The organism is Picosynechococcus sp. PCC 8807, from assembly GCF_001693295.1.
Lineage (GTDB): Bacteria > Cyanobacteriota > Cyanobacteriia > Cyanobacteriales > MRBY01 > MRBY01.
In genome coordinates this window covers 2,413,168-2,435,552 of sequence record NZ_CP016483.1, presented here as the reverse complement: position 1 = coordinate 2,435,552, position 22,385 = coordinate 2,413,168, and the positions used below count along the sequence as shown (strand labels likewise).

Here is a 22,385-nt window from a genome sequence, read left to right as displayed (position 1 = left end):
CGGGGTTGCCTAAACGGGGCTGCTCGGTACAGACAATGTAAGCCGCTGGAACATGGTCTGGCGCGCTTGGCGAGCCAGTTGATCATCGAGGGGATCAAGGTGAATTTCGGTGTTGTACTTCCGTTCCAGGGCTTTTTCGAGGAGCCAATCGGCCAGGAACGGATTTTTCGGTAGCAGTGGCCCATGGGCATAGGTGGCGATCGCCTTTTGGTAAAACGCTCCTTCCCAACCATCTTCGCCGTTGTTACCATAGCCCTTGAGGACTTTCCCTAGGGGTTGCACCTCTCCTAAGTAAGTACGCCCACCGTGGTTTTCAAAGCCGATGGCAATGGGGCGATCGCCGAGTTTTGCTTTCAATTCTGTAGCGAGGGGTTCGGCGGTGATTTCAAAGGCGACATTCCCGATGCAACGTTTTGCCCCAAAGCCTGGATGTTTGCTGACAAGATCTAAGATGCCGAGACCTTCGATGCGTTGGCCGAGGGCAGGTTCATAATATTTACCGAGCAGTTGTGGTGAGCCGCAGGTGAAGACCCCTGGCACTTGATCTTCGATGAGGGCTTTTAATTGTTCGGCCTTGGCTCCCTGGAGATCCCGCATGACAATCTCCTGTTGGCGATCTTGGGCGCCGCCGCCCACAATCAAATCTACTTCTTCCCAAACGTTTAGGGGCGCTTCTTTATCGAGGGGGATCACTTCAACGGTAATCTGTCGCCATTGGGCCCGTTTTTCTAGGCAAATCACATTGCCGCGATCGCCATAGGTGCCCATGAGGGTGGGGTAGAGCCAGCCGAGCTTGAGGTGCATCGTCATTGAGCCATTCACCGAAAAAAAGAATGCCCCTTATCTTAACCCCTGGGGGTCAACTCCGAAAAAGGCGGGTGTATTGGGTTTCATGGTTCATACTCGCCAAACTTAAACCCCAGGTACAGGCATAAAGATCCATCTCTTTTTGCGTCACCAAAGTTTCTGCCGTCTCAATAATTAGGGGTTGTAACTGGTAGATGATCCGTTGGCCTTGGGTTTGTCCGAGGGGAATCAACTTTACCCCCGCACTCACCAAGTTATTCAGCCAGCTATGGAGATAACCTAAAACGGCCTGGTGCGGCTCAATGTCCCAGAGGGCGATCGCTATCCCAAAGGCGATCGCATAATGGCAGCTTTTGCCGATCTGCTCCCGGCAAGCCCCTAGCTGTGGTCGTTTGTTTTCGTCTAAATCCCCCAACAGTTTCAACAAACTATTGCCCATCTGGATACTTTGTTGCCGGAGTTCCTTGGTTTCCCGCGTGCCATTGAGCCAAGTGTTCCAGTAGCGAAGCTGTGTCCAATCATCAGCGGCGATCGCCCGCACAATAATCAGCATTACTTGGGTATCAAGACGAATTGAGCCATAGGTCAACTCTCTTTGTAACCACTCCTGAAACGTCGTCAAAGAATGATCTTGCCGAGTGCATTCGATAAAAAACTCTAGCCCTTCTGAATAGTTATATGAGCCTAAAGGAAAACTAGAATTAATAATCTGAAATAAAAAGCTCATACTGTTTGTTCCAAGCATTAATGGGTTTCGATATTAAAGAGTCAGTGATCTGACATTTTAAAAACCTGGGGAAAAAGAGTATTGTAGGCTTCTCTTTTTTTCTCAAGTCGCATCAATACGTCTTGATTGATAGTCCTTAATTTTTCTTTAAACCATATATTGTCAAATTCCTGCTCATGGGGTAGTTCACCGACATACTCTCCATAGGGAAGTGACACCCTTGGCATTTGTTTATCAATAGCATTACCAGGGTATCGTTTATACTCAACCGTCTCTACGTCATAAAAACGACCTGACTCAAAAAAATGATCTAACATTTCTCGATAAAGACAATCTTCACTCCCTCCCATGATTTTAAAAATAGGTTCTTCAGAAAAGCCATTAATAAATTCGTGACAAGCACGATGTACACAGATGTTAATTGTTAGACTATTCGCTAAAATTTGCTTCCAGGAAGAATGAATTTCTGGATCGAGTTTTACACCTGTCGCCACATATCCTATTCTTTTTTCGGGCACTGAAACTGTCCAATGATATGATGGCGCTTGAACTTCAACTATAGATTTTTTTTCTAAATTGGCGTTAAGAATTGAATAACAAAAAAGAATATGTTCAGCTTCAAAAAAATCATCTCCGTCACAAAAAAACAATATTTCTCCTATTGATGCTTTCACGCCTGTATTTCTGGCAACTGAAGCACCACGATTATGAGGATGTGAAATAATCTTGAGTTGATACTCACCAGTGGAATGTAGCAAGCTTAAAATATCAGGAGTTTTATCTGTGGAACAATCATCAACTATAATCACTTCAATTTCAACGGGTTCAGAACTATTAAAAGATTTCTGAAAAAAAACGATGCTTTCTTCTATTTTTTGAAATGTTTTGACAATTCTATATCCGCAGTTATAACAAGGAATAATAATAGATATGGATTCGATCATAACTAGCTCTCCATAGCCAAAATCCAAAAATATACCTTCAAGTAATCTACTTGATAACTACCATTTTTATATGTACTTCCCCAAAAACATTATTGAAGTTTCTAGCAGCTTGGGATAGTTCATCTAAGGTGATACTTTTTTCATTCCATCTGCTAGCCCACTCTCCATCAGGTACATAGGTTGCAGAAGTGACTTCAAAATCAACATCCAAATATAACCCTAATGTTGTTGTCGCTACGCCTGCTGCTTGCCACTGAAGATTTGCTTTTTTTGAAAACATCGTCAAGCCTTCAACGGTAATTGGTCTAACATGGGTTGGATCAATAATAAAGTTGTCGTGGCGGTGGTGCGGTACTTGAATATCAATAACGGCTTGGTTTTTGCAGATACGATAAATCTCTTGGATAATTTTCAAGTAGGTATTTGTATCTTGACCTAAATGCTCTAGGACATGATGCATGACAATTTCGACGACACTATCATTTTCCCAAGGCCAAGGAAAGGTTTCTAAATCAAAAACAACATCAGGATTGCCATATTTATCGACATTAATATAGTCTGGCAGGATTTTGTGGCCACATCCTAAATGAAGTTTGAGGTTTTCTTGGTTTATCATTCTGAATTTTTTAGGATTAAATTAATAGAAATGCTACGTGATTTTAGCTACTAATATCAAAGTCTATTTTAGTTCTAAAGTGGAGTTAAAACTTGCTAGTATGACAAAATACTTTGAATGACATTTAGTGCCTTGTATGCTGCGGCTTGCCAAGACCAGTCTTGCCTAACTTGAGCCGATGAGGCGATCGCCTTTTGTTGATAGTGTGAATAATTTTGATAAACAGCCCTCATTTTTCTACGGAGATCCTGGGTTTTTGGCATTGCCCAGGTACCATAATCCCCATCCATTCGATTAAAAAAGAGATCTACATCCTGAATGGGAACATCGAAATAATCAAGTAGAATCGCATTATTTTCATTGGCATACTCTGTAACGGCGCTATAGTTCGTGGCAATCGTCGGTTTACCGAGAGCCATCGATTCAATAATTGGTAATCCCCATCCTTCCGCTTTGGTTGGAAAGACACCACAATGGCAAGCATTCACAATTTTAGCAACGTCTGCATAATCACTTTTTCGAGAAATATAAATAAACTTATGATAGTTTCTAAGCCAAAGGTTTTCAACGAAAGCTTGCATATTAAACTGGTGCACAAAAACATTGTCACAAGCTAGCACCAAATAAACATCAGGATCGGCATGAAACTCTAAATCAAACGCCTTGATTAACTCGGCTGTACTTTTACGTGGTTCACATTTGCCAACGGTAAAAAATTTGAATTTACCATCGTTTTCTAGAGTTGGGTCTGCCGGAAGTTCAGGATGAAATAGATTACCGTTTACACCTTCGGGTACGACAAAGGTTTTTTCTGGTTTGATACCATTTTTAATTAAAACTGTCTTCCCCCAATGGCTGGCAGTCCAAACATAATCGCAGTGGTTCAGATTTGGAACCCAACTATCTGGCAATTTGGTCGATTCCCAAACGGTGTAGGCAATTTTAATGCCTGGGAATGGCTGGAGTTTTTCCCAACAATCGTAGCCCATGCCAATAAAAATATTTATAATTGAACACTGAGACTGCTGCAAGTATTGGCAATGGTTAGTCATTTCTTCTTGGTTAAGCAAATCACTGACCAGCACTTGGGTATCGCCATCGCAACATAAACTATCGAGTGCTTTAGCAAAATTAAAAGCATGGATATTATATCCAGTATGGCCCAATTCTGGATGGCCACGAAAATGTGAAATCAAGTGAATAATTGTTTTGGTTGATGACTTTGAGATATGTGCTAGTTGCAACTGACTATCGCGCAGATAAATGGGAATATCTTGGATAATTTTTTCGGTGAACTGTGATTTTTTTTGATTACCTTTCTTTCTTTGTAGATTTTCGATACTAGCAACTTGAACATCGGTATCGAACAAGTTTTTTTGTGACGGCTGTGAAGATGACGATAATGCCTCTCCCATGTTATTGTTCTCGATTAAACATTGGGCAAGAAATGTTTTGATCTCATTATTCTCAGGATCAACAATCATCGCTTGCTTAAAAGCTAAAATTGCTTGTTGAGTCGCACCATTGGCTTTCAAAATTTTGCCGTATTCTTTATATATTTGTATTTGGCTGATTTTATTTTCTATAAAAGAATACAGTGCTTCTACTAATATTTTAGTATCAGAAACCTGATTAGATAGATAACAAATATTATTTACTGCGCCATCATGGTCTGGCTTACTCTGTAGTGCTTTTTGATAATTTACGATTGCCTCTCTATATTTGGCTTGCATTAAAAATGTGTTGCCAAGATTAAAGCATAGGTTGGCATTTTCTGGTTCTAGACTTAGGGCTTCTTGAAATTGCTTTTCTGCTTCTAAATAACTTTTGATTTCGTAGAATAGGTTGCCTAGATCATTATGCAATTCTGGGTTATTCGGTTCAACTTCAATGGCCTTTTGATACATGGCGATCGCCTGCTCAAAGTCTCGGGCGGCTCTGAAACTTTCTGCAAGGCTACGATAGGACGTTACTTCCTGGCTACTGTTGATTTTTGGTGGAGTTACGGAGCCTGCGTTAGTAAACACTGTAGGTTTTTTATCTGGGTTTTCTTGGTGCGTTACTGAGGCTGTCCCCGATAAAGCTTCTAAAATCAATTCCCCCACAAGTGCCGCGTATATTTGACCAAAAACACCTTGCCAATCTCCGGCAATTCCTTGGCGAAATAAGCGCATTGTCGGATACCAGGGGCTATCTTCCCGTTCTAACTGCCAACGCCAATCAGGAATATGGGGTAACATCACCCAAACAGATTTCCCCAAGGCCCCAGCTAAGTGCGCCACAGCAGTATCAATCGTAATCACAAGATCTAATTGCGTGATAATAGCAGCGGTATCGTAAAAATCTGTAATTATAGAGCTGAGATCAAAAATCCCCGAATGGCTCAAAAAAGGTTGGACTTGTGCTGCGTCTTCACCAACTTGTAAACTCCACAGAGTAATTTGTTCGGTATCTAATAAATCTTGAAAAACTGGAATAAATTCTTGGAGCTGAATTGCTTTACTCCGGTACATTTGCTGATTTTCAATCTTGCTCCCCCAGACAAGACCTATTTTTTTTCCTTTTGTCCTTGGCAATATTAGACTATCTGAAATGTCTGGCACTGTCAGATAGGGGATTGTTTGAGGAATGGATGTTTCTGTACTTTGAAAAATATAGGGCAGACTCATCAAAGGACAGTGGTGAATATTTGGATCAATTCCTTGTAACTGATCTTGATCGATAACATTTACAGTGACGTTTAAGCATTTTTGAAAAAGACGTTTTAGGGAATTACGAGTGCCTAAAATCACATCAATTCCACGATCAACGCAGAGGGCAACGTACCGCACAAATTGAATTGCATCGCCAAAACCTTGTTCACTCCATAATAAAAGGGGTTTGTTCTGAAGTGCTTCCCCTTGCCACATGGGTGTGGGTAGGAGTCGATTACTTAAATCTTGGGGGGAAAAGCGGTATTCGTAGTGATTCCAGCCTTCTTGGAGTTCACCAATTAATAACAAAACCCAGCCCAAGTTAAAATTAGCATCTTTGTGTTCTGGTGCTTGTTGTAAGATTTCACGATAAAACTGAATTGACTCTAGGAAAAAGCCATTTCTTTGGAGAAGATTGGCTAAATTATATTTAATTGCAATGCTGTCTGGTTTTAGTTGCAGGGCATACCTTAGTTTTTGAATGGCTTCTGGGCCTTTACCTTGCTCCTGTAAAGCGGTGCCGATGTGGCTAAAAGAGTCGGCATCGTCGGGGATAAATTCAAGAATTGCCTGAAAAGAGGCCACGGCTTGATCATATTGTTTGAGGCCCATAAAGGCATGACCTCGGTTATTCCAAGTGTTGCGGTCTTGGGGATCTAGCTGCAATGCTTTGTCATAGCAGGCGATCGCCTGGTCGTATTTTTCTTGAAGCAAATAGGCATTTCCTAAGTTGTATTGCAGTCCGGGGGCGTTCGGAGCCTGCTTGACCGCGGCTTGGAACATGGTGGTTGCTTGATCAAGCTGATTTGTTCGGTGGAAAAGATTGCCTAGGGTATTGTAAGTTTCGAGAGGATTGGGTTCGAGTGTTAAGAGTTCTTGATAAACGGCGATCGCCGCCGTTAGTTGCCCCGTCCTTTGGAGTTGTTCGCCCCGTTGATGTAGAGTCTGCCGCTGATTTGTTTGGGATTGCGATCCAGCTTTTGGCCTCGGTAAAGGTTGTTGTGGCACTGTTTTAACTGGTTGCGTATCTGTTACTGGGACAAACTCAAGGAGTGCGGCCCGGACATTGTCAAATACCGACTCCCAATCGCCCAGTGCGGGCTGACGAAATAAGCGCATACCCGGATACCACGGGCAATCATCCCTCTCTAGTAACCAACGCCAATCAGGTACAAAGGGCAACATCAACCACACTGGTTTACTCATCGCTCCCGCAAGGTGAGCCACCGCAGTATCTACGGTGATCACAAGATCGAGTTGCTGAATTACACTTGCTGTATCTGCAAAGTTCTGTAGTTTGTGACTCAAATCAAAAACAGAATCAAACGCTAACCAGGGTTCGATTTGGGCTGCATCTTCCCCAACCTGGAGACTCCAAAAGGAGTAGTTGCCTGACGTTAACAAATCCTGCCGTCCCTGAAAAAAATCCTCTAGGTGAATTGACTTTGATTTATACAAAATAGGATTGATTTTTCCCCCGGCCCAAACTAAACCAATCTTTGTTGCGGATGATTGGGGTAACTGTAAATGTTCGGGAATTTGTGCTGGCGATCGCAGATAAGGAATCTGATTGGGAATGCTGTGTAGATCCGTCTGAAAAATCCAAGGTAAACTCATCAACGACACATGATTTTGATAGTTACTGAGATCCTCAGAATCTTGACTGATCACCTTAATTTTTGGTGACAAAGAAGTCCTAAATAGTTCCAATAAAGAGGCACGAGTCGCTACAGTAACTTGATAACCTTGTTGTTGCAGCAATAATGCATAGCGAATAAATTGAATTGAATCCCCTAGCCCCTGTTCACTCCACAGTAAAATTTCTTGATTGGCTAAAGGTTCACCCTGCCAAGGTTCAGTTTGCAATGAATTTGGAACCACTTTAGAAACCAGCAAGCGCCATTCGTGTTCTTGCCAACCTTCTTGAAATTTTCCATTTAATAGTAAGCCTAGGGCATAGTTTAAATGGGTACTTGCGGACTGGGGCTCTAGTGCGATCGCCTTTCGATAGGCAGTTAAAGATGCTTCAAATTGAGCTGTTTTTTGGAGTGTATTTGCAATATTGTTATAAACACCAGCATTGTTTGGATCCTCTGCTAACAGTGCCTCGTAAATTTCCAGGGCTTCTGTGTATTTTTCTTGTTGTTGTAGGGCATTGCCGATATGCTTGCGGGCATCTATATCACCTGGTTTAAGCGTCAATATTTTTTGAAATTGGGCAATAGCCTCGTCGTATTTTTCAAGACCGTGGAAAGCGTGCCCCAAATTATTATAAATTGCCGTATTTTCAGGATCTAAATGAACTGCTTTTTGGTAAGCATCAACGGCTTCATGAAAACATTTTTGGTCGAGAAACACATTCCCCAAGTTAAACCTCGCGTCCACATAGTCAGCTTGGGTCTGGATTGATTTTTGGAAACTGGCGATCGCCTTTTGGACATCCCCCCGGGCGAAATGGGCATTGCCCAGATGACAATAATATTGGGCTTCACAGGGATTAACTTGAATTGCGGCTTCGAGGGTGGCGATCGCCTCATCATGCTGATTCAGGTGATTGTAAGTTGCCCCCAGCAAAAAAAGCACCCGATCATGCTTGGGCTGCAATAAAAGTGCATTTTGAAAATAACTAAAAGCTTTATTAAATTGACCAGACTGATAAGCTTCTATCCCCACCTGAATAAGAGCATCACAGGAGCTTTCAGACCCATTAAAGTGATTCGCTTTTTGATTTTTAGATGCCACGTAACTTTTTCCAGATTTACGTGTAGCATTTTGACGTTTTCTTTTGCGAGATTTGCCCATCAGTTTGATAATTTAATTTTATTTTTGGGATTTCAAAATAGTCTAGTTTGCTTGACTCTAAATTCCAAAATACTTTGGCTCTCAAGAAAGCTCAGATACTACAAAGTATAACTTTCTATATCAAGATTAACAACCCAAAATAAGAAAATGAATACTACATATCAATACATCAGAAAATTCCGCTGATTTCATAATAAAAACCAGCTCCTAGAAAAAAATCCAGAAGCTGGCTCTTATAAGCAGATCAAGAGAAAAATGCTAACTATTGCGCTCCAATCCCGATTGTGAGGGTATCAATGCGAAAAGTACCATTAATCAATTGATAAGCTAGTTCGAAATTAATTTGAGGTTGTGTCGGAAAATAGCCCGTAACTAGCAAATTATTCTCTGCATTTAGCATCGGCTGAGATGTAAATGTTGGTTCGTACTCTGTAACGGCAGTAAAATCCAGATTTGCTTCCCGAGTCGAACGAAAAATCCTCGACAAATCTTGCTCTGTATTTCTCATCTGAAATCCAGGAGAACCTAGTTTTCTCAATACCGAATAATCTTGAGTTTGGTTCGCTTGGTTCAGAGATAACAAAGAAGACTTAATAAGAGAGTGAACAAATATTCGGTCATTCTCAGTTGTAATTGCCGCTCTAGTTTGGGCAACATCGGACTGAGCCAATACAGGAGTAAGAAAAGCCTGTGGTGTTGTCAAAGGCATTAACCCCAGAGTTAACACCACGAAGGCTTGTAAAACAGAGTTGTTCTTCAAGGGACTTACCATTGGAGAGTTAAACCGGCCGCAGCACCAAATGTATCTTGAGTTAAACCAAAACCAGCACCGACATTAAAGAGTACTTGTGTGCCGTCGCTGTTCGGGTCAGTAAACAAGAATGTACCGTTAGCAGCAATTGATACTTCGCTCTTGAAAGTACCAAAGGCAACCCCGATGCCGTAGCGCTTACCTGGCAACAAGCCTTTGTTAAGGCTAGAAAGTGCCAGGGCCATTGCGATACCGGAGCTATTTTCTTCGATTTCATCAAAGGCTTCATCGATTCGCCGACGATTTTCAGCAATATCAGCCGTGTTTTGTGCGATGTTCGCACTGTTAGTGGCAATATTACTGCGATTTTCAGTAATATCCGTCGTGTTTTGCGCAATATTACTGCTGTTCGTCGAGATATTCATGCTGTTATCTGCGATGTTGCTGCTGTTCATCGAGATATTCATGCTGTTGGCTGCAATGTTCGACTTGTTATCCGCAATGTGAGAACTATTCGCGGCGATATTCGAGCTAAAGGTACCAACGGTGGAGCTGAGGTTACCCACATTGGAACTTAGACCGGCAATATTACTGCTGTTGGCCGCAATACCAGAACTGAAGTTACCCACAGTTGAACTTAAACCAGCGATGTTGCTGCTGTTCGCTGCAATACCAGAACTGAAGTTACCTACGTTAGAGCTGAGGCTTGCAATGTTGCTGCTATTGGCTGCGATGCCAGAACTAAAGGTGCCAACGGTGGAACTGAGGTCACCCACATTGGAACTTAGACCGGCAATGTTGCTGCTGTTGGCTGCAATGTTCGACTTGTTATCCGCAATGTGAGAGCTGTTCGCGGCGATATTCGAGCTAAAGGTACCAACGGTGGAGCTGAGGTTACCCACATTGGAACTTAGATCGGCAATATTACTGCTGTTGGCCGCAATACCAGAACTGAAGTTGCCTACAGTTGAACTTAAGCCCGCAATGTTGCTGCTATTGGCTGCAATGCCAGAACTGAAGTTGCCCACAGTTGAACTTAAGCCCGCAATGTTGCTGCTATTGGCTGCAATGTTCGACTTGTTATCTGCAATGTGAGAGCTGTTCGCGGCGATATTCGAGCTAAAGGTACCAACGGTGGAGCTGAGGTTACCCACATTGGAACTTAGACCGGCAATATTACTGCTGTTGGCCGCAATACCAGAACTGAAATTGCCCACAGTGGAACTTAAGCCAGCGATGTTGCTGCTATTGGCTGCAATTCCAGAACTAAAGGTACCGACAGTAGAACTGAGATCACCGACATTGGAACTTAAGCCCGCAATGTTGCTGCTGTTTGCTGCAATGTTCGACTTGTTATCCGCAATGTGAGAGCTGTTCGCGGCGATATTCGAGCTAAAGGTACCAACGGTGGAGCTGAGGTTACCCACATTGGAACTCAGGCCGGCAATGTTGCTACTGTTGGCCGCAATACCAGAACTGAAATTGCCCACAGTGGAACTTAAGCCTGCAATGTTGCTGCTATTGGCTGCAATGTTCGACTTGTTATCCGCAATGTGAGAACTGTTTGCGGCGATATTCGAGCTAAAGGTACCAACGGTGGAGCTGAGGTCACTCACATTGGAACTCAGGCCGGCGATATTACTGCTGTTGGCCGCAATACCAGAACTGAAATTGCCCACAGTGGAACTTAAGCCAGCGATGTTGCTGCTATTGGCTGCAATGTTCGACTTGTTATCTGCAATGTGAGAACTGTTCGCGGCGATGTTACTGCTATTTATTGCAATATTCGAGCTATTGGCAGCGATGTTCGAGCTAAAGGTACCGACAGTAGAACTGAGAATATTAAAGTTGCTGAAGAATGAGCCACCATCTGTAAATAGTTGGCCGCTTGCAGAGTCTACAAAAAGCAGTTCATTGTCATCGAGATCAAGCGCTGTGGGATCAGCAGTGCCAGGCAAACCAGGTAAGAAATAGGTGTTGTTAGTATTCCCGATGACAGCTTGGTTGGCTGTGGCGGTAACACCAGCACCAATGGCGATCGCATTATCTCCGGTAGCTTGGGCACCTGCACCAAAGGCAGAGCTATTGAGTCCAGTGGCCTGGGCACCAAAGCCAAAAGCAGAGCTATTTGTTCCTGTGGCTTGAGCACCAATACCAAAAGCTGTGGCATTGTCATCACCCGTTGTTCCTGCGACTGACCCAGAACCACAGGCTAAATTTGATGAGCTTGTACCGTTCGGTGTCGCTGTATCACTTCCACTTCCTGCACCAAGGGTCGTTGGATCGATAACAGAAATATTTTCGATACCGAGAATATCAGCAAGATTCAGCCCAAGTGTTCCAATGTTGAGACCAAGATTGAGACCAAGACCAGTGACATCTAGGCTGACATCTTGATCAAGATTTAAATTCAAAAGATTAGTCTGTGTTAAACAGACTTCTGCTTCTGCGGGCTTAGTTGCTGTAGGACTAATGACGCTACCTACAGCGAGAAGAGTGGTCAGCAATGGCGAGCTGAGAACTGCCAGCCTAAATCGATTGAGTGGTTTCATAATTTTTCAACAAATTTTGTACATGACTTAAGCAAAGTTTTTTCGATCACAAAAAGTTGGCCACTTTTTCTATGTTGATAGACGTCATCTATCAAAAGGAATAAAATATTCTTCTAATGCTTTAATCGGCGAATGATTGTATGAGTGCAAAATTCAGACAAAGGAACCAACAATGACGACAATTTAGCACCGAAATTGAATTTGAATCAACACAAAAACAAGCATTTTATTTGATCCTAAAAACTCCCAATGCTTTCTTTTGAGAAAACCCCTAAAATCCTTGACAGATAGCATTTTCAGCAAAAAAAGCAGCCGCATTTTTGCTTATTTTTTCAGGATGAAATACTCTTGAAATACTTTAGTCACCCAAAACAAATTACAAAAATCTCAAAGAGCCCGAAAGTATTTGCTATCAAGGATTACGCTGTCTAAAATGAATTTTTATGCTTGTCTAAGTCAGAAATATCCTTACTGAAAAACTGATTTCCGTCAGTGATAAGTCGTATTTTTGTCGCCTATTTTTTGCCCAAAATAAATTTTACTGTTGTTTTTTTAGAAACATATTAATTTCTTTTATGATGCAAAAAAAATAGCCCAAGCAATTTTGCTGAGCTTTAGTAACACTTTGAATCAGAGGCCACTCAAAGCGTTTTGTGTAGTGTCTACGAATGAGTTTTGCTACATCCTGTTAATTTAGATCAGTTGTTTTTTGAACTAAGTTTAGGTTAAGAAATTACCAGAAAAAGTTAAGGCACAATAATGGCGATCGCGCCCAAGAATTGGAATATCTATTTTGTAGACAAAGTCTTTTATCCGCCGCCTGTGTCCATAGAAGCCTCCGTTCGTAGGCAGTATCAGTCTTTGCCTAGAAGTCCTTGATACAAGTTTGGACTAGAGAAAATCACGCTGAAGGTAGGGCCGCAGCACCTCTGGCACCGCCACCGTTCCGTTCGGTTGTTGATAATTTTCGAGGATTGCCGCCATGGTGCGACCGATCGCCAAGCCAGAACCGTTGAGAGTATGGACAAACTGAGTGCCTTTTTTCCCTGCTTCCTTAAAGCGAATCCCCGCCCGCCGCGCTTGGAAATCATAGAAATTAGAACAACTAGAAATTTCCCGGTAGGTGTCTGCGGAGGGGAGCCACACTTCCAGGTCATAGCATTTTCCGGCACTGAAACCCAAGTCGCCACTACAGAGTTCGAGAACGCGATAGGGCAGCTTGAGGGCTTGGAGAATCGCTTCGGCATTGGCGACGAGTTTTTCGTGTTCTGCCGCCGAGGTTTCAGGATGGACAAATTTTACAAGTTCGACCTTATTAAATTGGTGCAGCCGAATTAACCCACGGGTGTCTTTGCCATAACTACCTGCTTCCCGCCGGAAACAAGGGGTGTAGGCACAGTGGTAAATGGGCAAATTTTCCGCTTCGAGGATTTCATCGCGGTAGAGATTTGTGACGGGCACTTCAGCAGTGGGAGTTAGCCAGAGATCATCGTCGGCACAGCGGAAACTTTCCTCGGCAAATTTTGGCAATTGCCCAGTCCCAGTCAGGGAATCACTATTGATCAACACCGGGGGCATGACTTCTACGTAACCCGCCGCAATTTGCTGATCTAACATGAAGTTGATCAAAGCCCGTTCTAGGGCTGCTCCTGCACCGACGAGGCTCACAAAGCGACTTTGGGCGACTTTTACTGACCGGGCAAATTCGAGAATACCGAGCTGTTCACCAATTTCCCAGTGGGGCAAGATGTTTTCATTGGTGGGCTTATGTTCTTCTCCCCAGCGGCGCACTTCGACATTTTCAGTTTCATTGGTGCCCACGGGGGTGCTTTGATCCGGCAGATTCGGCAGCGCTAACAGCAGATTGTAAATTTGGGCTTTGAGTTCTTTTTCCTGGGGTTCGAGGTCGGCGAGCTTTTGTTTTATTTCATTCCCCTCCGCTTTGAGGGTGGCAATTTCTTCGCCTTTGGGATCGGCACCGCCTTTAATCTTTTGGCCGATGAGTTTACCGATCTCATTGCTGCGGGCCTGGAGTTGGCTGCGATCGCCTTCGAGGGTGCGTTGTTGAATATCTAGATCAAGAATTGGTTGAATATCGTATTCTCCCGCTTTACGGGCATCGAGGCGTTCTTGGACAAGGGTCGGATTTTCGCGGAGGAGTTTAATGTCTAGCACGGACTTTGCTTTGCTGCGGTTGAATCACCCAACATTATTCATGATGGGCTAGTAATAATCAATCGAATTCTGCTTGGTACCCCCTTCTGGCTCCCCTATGAGGGGGAGAATGGCACCCTCCGGTCTTCGACCACCTCCCTCAAGGGAGGATTTGGGCAGGGGGATTGCGACATTTTGCGGAGAAAGCACACCTCTTTGGTATGATGCTGGGATTCTAAACATTTCTACATATAGAAGCGAACAACTCATGGCACCAGATTTCCCATGGTTGACGGCAATCATTGCCCTGCCAGCTCTTTCGACCCTATTGATCCCGTTGCTTCCTGATAAAGAAGGAAAAACTGTACGTTGGTACGCCCTAATCGTCGGTTTAGTCGATTTTGTGCTGATGTGCTTTGCCTTTTGGCAACATTTTGACCCCCAGGCGACGGAGTTTCAATTGGCAGAAAGTTATAGTTGGCTGCCGTCCCTGGGAATTCAGTGGAGTGTCGCAGTGGATGGAATTTCCGCGCCCCTTGTTCTCCTTGCCGGTTTTGTGACAACCCTCGCGATGTTTTCGGCCTGGCAAGTTAATCAACGCCCCCGGCTTTTTTATGCGTTGATGCTGCTGCTCTATTCGGCGCAGATTGGGGTATTTGTCGCCAAGGATTTATTTTTATTCTTCCTAATGTGGGAGATCGAACTGATCCCTGTGTATCTCCTCGTTTGTATTTGGGGTGGGAAACGCCGTCGTTATGCAGCGATGAAGTTTCTCCTCTACACAGCCGCAGCTTCTATTTTCATTCTCGTTGCGGCCCTGGCTTTGAGCTTAAATCTTCCCGGTGGCCCGAATTTTGACCTGGGGGCGATCGCCCAACAGGATTATCCTCTGGGATTACAAATGTGGCTCTATGCTGGGCTGTTAGTTTCCTTTGGCGTAAAGTTAGCAATTTTTCCCCTCCACACCTGGTTGCCCGATGCCCATGGCGAAGCTTCCTCTCCCGTTTCCATGCTCCTGGCTGGCGTCCTGCTGAAGATGGGGGGCTACGGTCTCATGCGTTTCAATATGGAACTGCTACCCGACGCCCATGTGCGGTTTGCGCCCCTGTTGGTGATTTTGGGGGTGGTCAATATTGTTTATGGCGCGTTTAGTTCCTTTGGCCAGACCAACATGAAACGCCGCCTCGCCTACTCCTCTGTGTCCCACATGGGATTTGTCCTGATTGGCATTGCCTCCTTTACGGATCTAGGGATCAATGGGGCGATGCTGCAAATGCTCTCCCACGGTCTGATTGCGTCGGTGCTCTTTTTCCTCGCTGGGGTGACCTATGATCGCACGAAGACGATGGTCCTCGCGGAAGTGGGGGGCCTCGGTCAGGTTATGCCGAAGGTTTTTGCGATGTTTACGGTGGGGGCTTTGGCTTCCCTGGCGCTACCGGGGATGAGTGGTTTTGTGGGGGAACTCTCGGTATTTGTGGGCCTCGCCACCAGCGATACCTATAGCGCAACCTTCCGTACAATTACGGTTTTCCTTGCCGCCGTTGGCGTAATCCTCACGCCCATTTATCTGCTCTCGATGCTCCGGGAAATGTTCTATACCCGCGAGATGGATCTCAGTTGCGATCTTGGTCAACCGACCAATGTGGCGATCGCCGGGAATGCCCCCGTGTGTTTTGGGAATGACTGCGTATTACCGAGCAATGCCATCTACGAAGATGCGCGGCCCCGGGAAATCTTTATTGCCACTTGTTTTACCGTTTTGATTATCGGCGTGGGACTCTATCCGAAACTGCTGATGCAAATGTACGATGCGAAAACCCAAACCCTTAATACCAGCGTGCGTCAGGCCCAGGCGATCGCCAAACAACCCAGCGAACCCATCGCCGCTTTACAAGCCCCAGAATTAAGCCCCCTGCGCTAAATCTGTGTGCAGTTTTCAATGAAGTAATATCCCTAAGTCCCCGATCCGTCGGGGATTTTTTTGTGCTTGAACCAACCCTAGGCGCAAAAAAATAGAAGCGCTTCCCAAGGGAAACACTTCTAAATGTTCTATTTATCTAATTGCCCAAGGTGGGCCGAGAAATTCTAGTAGAGTTCTTCCTCTTTGTTAGTTTCGATGGTGACATCAGATTGAGGATAAGCAATACAGGTCAGAACGTAACCTGCTTCAATTTGATCATCATCGAGGAAGGACTGTTCGGATTGGTCAACAGTACCGGAAACGATCTTACCAGCACAGGTGGAGCAAGCACCGGCACGGCAGGATGCAGGAAGGTCATAACCAGCATCACCGGCGGAGTCTAGAATGTATTCATCATCGGGAGCGTCGTAGGATACTTCGCCGTCGGGAGTGATGAGTGTAACCTTATATGTAGCCATTAGTGTTTCCTCTGGTGTAACAGGGTGTTTACAAGGATTTCATCCGGCCATTCGAGAGCGTGCCTGGGCCTAAGCCTTGGGCAACCCACTAAATGCCTTCTGAAATTGATGGATCATTTTCTGATGATAAAGGAAAACAAAAGAGAACGAATGTCGCATTAGGAATGAAGTTAGCCCACACACTTTATATAAGACTGGCTTATGTTTTTTGGAGCAACAAAATTAGGGCAATAGAAGAATCCCTATAGCTTGCAAATCCGAGTGCTTCAGCGACCTAAGTCATGGAATGTGGTTATCGCCCCTTGTCATCTTCCTTTAAAACTGCATCAGGAATACTTATGCGATCGCCGCTGGATCGCCCAATTAGTAGAGATCTTCTTCTTTGTGAGTCTCGATCACACAGTTAGATGTGGGGTAAGCGATGCAAGTAAGCACATAGCCTGCGGCCACCTGTTCAGGGCTGAGGAAATTTTGATCACTCTGGTCAACGGTGCCTGAAATAAGTTTCCCGGCACAACTAGAACAAGCCCCGGCCCGACAGGAATAGGGAATATCGATCCCTTGGTTTTCGGCTTCGTCGAGGATATACATATCATCGGGAACGCTGACGGTATATTCACCTTCGGGGGTTTTCAGAGTAACTTCGTAACTTGCCATTGCGGTAATGTAATTTTGCAACTAGGGTTTTCAGTTTCCATTAAACCCGTTTGGGGGCTCCGGGAAAATACCTGCCCCAGCAAGCACACAGCAGTTTGAGGAAAAAGCGTTAGGCGATGGCAAAATTTCGAGTGGGCATTGTCGGTACTGGTTACGCAGCGAAACGGCGGGCAGAGGCCTTTTTACGGGATGGACGGGCAGAACTAATGGCCGTGGCGGGTCAATGGCAAACGGCACGGGAGCAGTTCGCTAGTAACTATGATTTAGCAGCGATCACCACCTGGGAAAACCTGATCCAGCGGGACGATCTCGATTTAATCGTCGTGTGTACGGTCAACCGACGCCACGGGGCAGTGGTACGGGCGGCCCTCGAAGCGGGCAAACATGTAGTGGTGGAATATCCTTTATCCCTCGATCCCACCGAAGCGGCTGAATTGATTCAACTAGCCGAGGCGAAAAAACGACTCCTCCATGTGGAGCATATTGAACTGTTGGGGGGACTGCACCAAACGATTCGGCAGACCTTACCGGAACTGGGCGCGATCGCCTATGGCCATTACATTACCCTTGCTCCCAAAGCGAAAACCCTACCCCACTGGACATACCATTACGAGGATTATGGTTTTCCGTTTGTGGCGGCCCTGTCACGGGTAAACCGATTGCTAGATCTCTTTGGCACGGTCGAAACAGTCACCGGGGCGGCCCAATTTCTCCCGGCAGAGTTGCCAGGCTACTACCAAAATTGTCTCTGTACGGCGCAACTGAAGTTTCAAAGTGGTGTGATTGCCCATCTCACCTACGGTAAAGGAGTCTTGATCCCCAAAGGCGATCGCCGTTTTAGTCTCTATGGCGAAAAAGGCACTTTAGAATTTAACGGCAACCAAGGCACCCTAAGCCAAGGCGAGCGGCACACAAATCTGGATGCAGGTAGTCGGCGTGGCGTCTTTTTGCAGGATACGGTGGCGGTGCTGGATCATTTAACCGCAGGCAAACCTCTCTATATCCAGCCAGAACAAAGTTTGTACGCTCTCCAGGTGGCCGCCCAAATCCAACGGGCTGCCCTGCCTAAATATTTCCCCGACTTCGCCGCTCTCGGCCCATGCCGCTCGATAAAATAGAGTCATGATTTACCTTGGGAAAATTATGGTTGCGTTGTTCTCTGCCCAACACAGGACAAAATTTTGGGGGCCAGTTCTGCTGCTGACTTTAATGCTGCTGAGTAGTTGTGGTGGTGAAAATTCCCCAGAAGAGGCCGTTGTCCCTGAGCCTCAACCCCTGCCCACGGAAGAAATCCCCGTAGAAAATGCGCCCCAAGTTCCTAACGCGAAAAATAACAATAGCCCCCCCAAAGATAATCTGGTGGTGCAGGGGGAGCCGATCCGAAGTGCGCCCGCCGACAGTGCCGCCCCCAAGATCACCAATAAAACGACCCTAGAGGCCGGGGCCTATTGCTACCGCACCGAAGAGCAAACCATCCAGGCGATCGCCGAACTGCTCGTAGAACCCACAAACGATGTCAGTGGCACTATCGAAGCGACGATTACCAACGATGCAGCGGGCTATTACACTTCCTATAACCAGAGAATTGCCGGGGTCTTGGACACAGAAACCCTAAGCGCCGCCGTTGTCACCAACATTGAAAACGATGTGCAAAACTCCCAGGAAACCTGGACGTTGAATCGCAATGTGTTTAGCAATGGCCGGGATATGAACCTAAAGCGGGTGAGTTGCGAAGAAATTATCGCCCTGAAAGCTAACCGCAAAAATAGTCCCTAGTGGCTGTGGTCATGGCTGGGTTCTGCCAGCGGTGCAGCGGTGGGCATGGTTGAATTTTCGCTCGGTAAACTGTGTTGGTGGGGTTGGTTGAGGGTCATATTTTGCCGCCCAAAGGAATAAAGCCCCATGGAAACGGCCCCCACACTCAAGGCTCCCATGGAAACCAGGCCACAGGAGATCACCCCCATCGCCACCACTCCTAGGGAAATAATGCCGTGGGTCGCGACCCCAATCGCAACGATTCCGTGGGCAGAGATACCAATTGCAATGGTGCCGTGGGCGGAGATGCCAATGGAAAGAAATTTGGTTTTCGAGAGGGGAGAAGGCTTGGTAATTTGGGTTTCTGGGTTAAAAGTCGTCATCGGTACTACACAAAATAATTTAAAAAGAGGATTTAAAACCTAAGAAGTTACCGCCCAATATAACGAAGCTAAGGCGATCGCCACCGTTGCCCCCACCAAAGTATTGAGAATGTTCACCACCTCATTGGTAAGAACCGCAAATTTTTCTTGAACCGTTGCGCCGATCACGCTTTCGATATTCGTCGCCACAAAAGCCGCTACCACACACCAGAAGATTCCCAGCAGATCGATCAGACCAACGCCATACCCCACCAAGGCGATCGCCACCGAAGCCACCATCCCTGCCAGGGTTCCTTCTAAGCTCACGGCCCCTTCTGTTCCCCTGGGGACGGCTTGGAAAGTGGTGATTAAAAATGTGCGTTTCCCGTAGGCTTTACCCACTTCACTGGCGCTTGTATCGGAGAGCTTCGTGCAGAAACTCGCCACATAACCGAGCAAGAGTAGAGGTTGAATCGTTTCTGGCGCAATTAGAGTGCCCAGGGCGCAAATGGTGCCAATTAAGGCCGACCCCCAAACATTTTCTGGCCCCCGCAAGCCGCCTCGACCTTCAGCGATCCCGGCAGCTTCTTTAATGTTTTTGCCAATTTTTGTCACCCCTACCCCCACAAAAAAATAAAATAGTACGACGCTATAGCCCTGCCAACCCAGACAACCCCACACCAGCACCCCCAACAGCCAAGCGTGGAGATAACCCCAGGAGGTCAGTAATTTTTTCGGCACTAAAAAGGCGATCAAGATCAAGATCGAATTCAAGGCGATCGCCACGAGCCAGTTATTTGTCAAAAGATCCATTACAAAACCCAAATTGATCTTTCCATATCTTATTGAATCGTCCTGTCCCCTTGACTCTCCAGCGCACTAGAGCTTTTATCCTGAAGCCAGCACTTGAATCATCGAGGAAAGTTCGCCATGGAAACCCGCCAGTTTCAGATCAAAGGGATGGGCTGTGCTGCCTGTGCCACCACCATCGAAACCGCCCTCCAGAACACCGCCGGGGTACAGGTTGCCCAAGTGAATTTTGCCGCCGAGCAGTTAAGGGTCGAATTTGACGGCAGCCAACTCAATGGCGAAACCCTCCAGCAAGTGGTCAGTGATGCAGGCTATGAAGCAATTCCCCTCATGACAGGCGATCGCCAAAGTCAGTTAGACCAACAGGAACGGGAACAGGCGCGGCAACTGCGCCAACTCAGCCGTAAGGTTTGGCTGGCGGGAATTTTAAGTGCGGTGCTAGTAATCGGCAGTCTACCGATGATGCTGGGGGTCAATATTCCGGGGATCGCCCATTGGTGGCACAATCCTTGGTTGCAGTGGGCCTTAACGACGCCGATTATGGTTTGGCCGGGCCAGGGCTTTTTTACAGGGGCGTGGAAAAGTCTCAAAAATCGTACCGCTGACATGAATACCCTGGTGGCCCTGGGGACGGGGGTGGCCTATGGTTATTCGGTGCTGGCGACGGTGTTTGCGGCTCAATTCCAGACTTGGGGTTTGACGGAGGATGTGTATTTTGAAAGTGCGGCGGTCATTATTACCTTGATCCTCTTGGGGCGCTTTTTAGAACGACGGGCCAGGGGGAAAACGGCGGCGGCAATTCGCGAACTTATGGGCCTCCAGGTGAAAACGGCGCGGGTGCTGCGGGGTGAAACTACCGTTGATATTCCCGTAGAAGAGGTGCAGGTGGGCGATCGCCTTTTGATCCGACCGGGGGAAAAAATTCCGGTGGATGGCGAAATTTTAGAAGGAGATTCCACCTTGGATGAAGCTTTGGTGACGGGAGAATCGTTGCCCGTGGAAAAAACCGTGGGCGATCGCGTGATCGGTTCAACCTTGAATAAAACAGGTCGTTTGATCCTAAAGGCGACCCATGTGGGGGAAGATACGGTTTTGGCGCAGATTATTCGCCTCGTCCAGGAGGCCCAGGGCAGTAAAGCGCCGATCCAAAAGTTGGCGGATCAAGTGACCGCTTGGTTTGTGCCCGCCGTGCTGGTGATTGCGCTGGTTACTTTTAGCCTTTGGGCGATCGCCGGTAATCTTTCCCTGGCGATCACGACTTTAGTGAGTGTTTTGATTATTGCTTGCCCCTGCGCCCTGGGTTTAGCGACGCCCACCTCGATTATGGTTGGTACGGGGGTTGGTGCCCAGCACGGCATTTTGATTAAAGATGCCCAAAGCCTCGAACTCGCCGCCCACCTCAGCACCATTGTCCTCGATAAAACGGGCACTCTCACCCAGGGGAAACCCAGCGTCACCAACTGCCACAGCCTGATTGATGAGGCGCAACTGTGGTCTTGGGTCGCCAGCGTGGAACAATCTTCGGAGCATCCTTTGGGGGAAGCAATCTTTCAGCATGCCCAGGCAAAGGAGATTCCCCTCGCTTCCCTAGAAAATTTTCAATCCCAAACGGGGCAAGGGGTGCAGGCAACGATTCAGCAGCAAAATATCTACATTGGTACAGCCCATTGGCTACGGGATCTCGACATTGACACAGAACAATTACAGGCCCAGGCCACAGCCTGGCAAAATGAAGGGAAAACGGTGATTTGGGTCGCCATTGACCAGCACCTCGCGGGCCTGATTGCCTTGGCTGACCAGCTTAAACCCACTAGCCCCAACGTCGTCAAACAGTTGCAAAAACTGGGTTTAAAGGTTGTCCTCCTCACCGGAGATAATACCCGCACCGCCGCGGCGATCGCCAAACAGGTGGGCATTGATCAGGTGCAAGCGGAAGTGCGCCCCGACCAAAAGGCCGCTGTGGTGCAACAATTCCAAAATCAGCGGGAAATCGTCGCCATGGTGGGGGATGGCATTAATGACGCTCCAGCCCTGGCCCAGGCGGATTTAGGGATTGCCATCGGCACGGGTACTGATGTGGCGATCGCCGCCAGTGATCTCACCCTCATTTCTGGGGATTTAGCAGGAATTTTAACGGCGATTAAACTGAGCCGTGCCACTCTCCGCAATATCAAACAAAATCTCTTTTTCGCCTTCTTCTACAATGTCGCCAGCATTCCCATCGCTGCGGGGATTCTCAGTGCTTGGGGGATTTTCCTGAACCCGATGATCGCTGGGGCGGCCATGGCCTTTAGTTCTGTTTCGGTGGTGACGAATGCTCTACGTTTGAAAAAAGTTAGTCAACGGCTTTAAAAGGTTATTTATAAAGTCAATAAA

16 protein-coding genes are annotated in these 22,385 nt (G+C 46.3%); 4 read left to right on the top strand and 12 right to left on the bottom strand.

Annotated elements, in window-relative coordinates:
• Positions 1 to 9: 9 nt before the first annotated feature.
• The 8 genes from AWQ24_RS11860 to serS form a co-directional block, all read right to left on the bottom strand.
• Complete coding sequence (locus AWQ24_RS11860; protein ID WP_065717373.1) at positions 10 to 804, bottom strand: type 1 glutamine amidotransferase; 795 nt, start codon at positions 802 to 804, stop codon at positions 10 to 12.
• A 55-nt stretch (positions 805 to 859) separates the two neighbouring features.
• The gene (locus AWQ24_RS11855) at positions 860 to 1,534 is read right to left on the bottom strand and encodes an urease accessory protein UreF (protein WP_083993527.1); all 675 of its coding nucleotides are present in this window, start codon (positions 1,532 to 1,534) and stop codon (positions 860 to 862) included.
• A 41-nt stretch (positions 1,535 to 1,575) separates the two neighbouring features.
• On the bottom strand, positions 1,576 to 2,478 hold the full coding sequence (locus tag AWQ24_RS11850; protein ID WP_065716926.1) for a glycosyltransferase family 2 protein: 903 nt from the start codon (positions 2,476 to 2,478) through the stop codon (positions 1,576 to 1,578).
• Positions 2,479 to 2,524: 46 nt separating this feature from the next.
• Positions 2,525 to 3,094, bottom strand: a complete 570-nt coding sequence (locus AWQ24_RS11845; protein ID WP_065716925.1) for a hypothetical protein — start codon at positions 3,092 to 3,094, stop codon at positions 2,525 to 2,527.
• A gap of 95 nt (positions 3,095 to 3,189) precedes the next feature.
• Positions 3,190 to 8,589 (bottom strand): tetratricopeptide repeat protein, encoded by a 5,400-nt coding sequence (locus AWQ24_RS11840; RefSeq protein ID WP_083993526.1) that lies wholly within the window; start codon positions 8,587 to 8,589, stop codon positions 3,190 to 3,192.
• 262 nt (positions 8,590 to 8,851) lie between these two features.
• Positions 8,852 to 9,361, bottom strand: coding sequence for a hypothetical protein (locus AWQ24_RS11835; protein ID WP_065716923.1), 510 nt, complete (start codon positions 9,359 to 9,361; stop codon positions 8,852 to 8,854).
• Positions 9,355 to 11,847: a hypothetical protein gene (locus AWQ24_RS11830; protein ID WP_157096864.1), complete on the bottom strand. Its 2,493-nt coding sequence runs from the start codon at positions 11,845 to 11,847 to the stop codon at positions 9,355 to 9,357. Before AWQ24_RS11830 ends, AWQ24_RS11835 begins: the two co-directional genes overlap by 7 nt.
• 936 nt (positions 11,848 to 12,783) lie before the next feature.
• Complete coding sequence (gene serS / locus AWQ24_RS11825; protein ID WP_065716921.1) at positions 12,784 to 14,067, bottom strand: serine--tRNA ligase; 1,284 nt, start codon at positions 14,065 to 14,067, stop codon at positions 12,784 to 12,786.
• A 247-nt stretch (positions 14,068 to 14,314) separates the two neighbouring features.
• On the opposite strand from serS, the gene AWQ24_RS11815 reads away from it, so the two are divergent.
• A complete protein-coding gene (locus tag AWQ24_RS11815) occupies positions 14,315 to 15,967 on the top strand; it encodes an NAD(P)H-quinone oxidoreductase subunit 4 (protein WP_065716919.1) in 1,653 nt (550 codons plus the stop codon).
• 164 nt (positions 15,968 to 16,131) lie between these two features.
• On the opposite strand, the gene petF1 is transcribed toward AWQ24_RS11815, so the two are convergent.
• Complete coding sequence (petF1, locus tag AWQ24_RS11810; RefSeq protein WP_012307922.1) at positions 16,132 to 16,425, bottom strand: ferredoxin PetF1; 294 nt, start codon at positions 16,423 to 16,425, stop codon at positions 16,132 to 16,134.
• A gap of 363 nt (positions 16,426 to 16,788) precedes the next feature.
• Complete coding sequence (locus tag AWQ24_RS11805; RefSeq protein ID WP_012307921.1) at positions 16,789 to 17,082, bottom strand: ferredoxin; 294 nt, start codon at positions 17,080 to 17,082, stop codon at positions 16,789 to 16,791.
• Between the two features lie 116 nt (positions 17,083 to 17,198).
• On the opposite strand from AWQ24_RS11805, the gene AWQ24_RS11800 reads away from it, so the two are divergent.
• Both AWQ24_RS11800 and AWQ24_RS11795 read left to right on the top strand, forming a co-directional pair.
• A complete protein-coding gene (locus tag AWQ24_RS11800; protein WP_065716918.1) occupies positions 17,199 to 18,200 on the top strand; it encodes a Gfo/Idh/MocA family protein in 1,002 nt (333 codons plus the stop codon).
• 25 nt (positions 18,201 to 18,225) lie between these two features.
• The gene (locus tag AWQ24_RS11795) at positions 18,226 to 18,858 is read left to right on the top strand and encodes a hypothetical protein (RefSeq protein ID WP_157096863.1); all 633 of its coding nucleotides are present in this window, start codon (positions 18,226 to 18,228) and stop codon (positions 18,856 to 18,858) included.
• Here the strand turns inward: AWQ24_RS11795 and AWQ24_RS11790 are convergent.
• Positions 18,855 to 19,220 (bottom strand): hypothetical protein, encoded by a 366-nt coding sequence (locus tag AWQ24_RS11790; protein WP_030006827.1) that lies wholly within the window; start codon positions 19,218 to 19,220, stop codon positions 18,855 to 18,857. The two genes, AWQ24_RS11795 and AWQ24_RS11790, sit on opposite strands and share 4 nt — an antisense overlap.
• Positions 19,221 to 19,259: 39 nt before the next feature.
• A complete protein-coding gene (locus AWQ24_RS11785) occupies positions 19,260 to 20,012 on the bottom strand; it encodes a TIGR00297 family protein (RefSeq protein ID WP_065716916.1) in 753 nt (250 codons plus the stop codon).
• Positions 20,013 to 20,129: 117 nt separating this feature from the next.
• On the opposite strand from AWQ24_RS11785, the gene AWQ24_RS11780 reads away from it, so the two are divergent.
• Complete coding sequence (locus tag AWQ24_RS11780) at positions 20,130 to 22,361, top strand: cation-translocating P-type ATPase (protein WP_065716915.1); 2,232 nt, start codon at positions 20,130 to 20,132, stop codon at positions 22,359 to 22,361.
• Positions 22,362 to 22,385 lie beyond the last annotated feature (24 nt).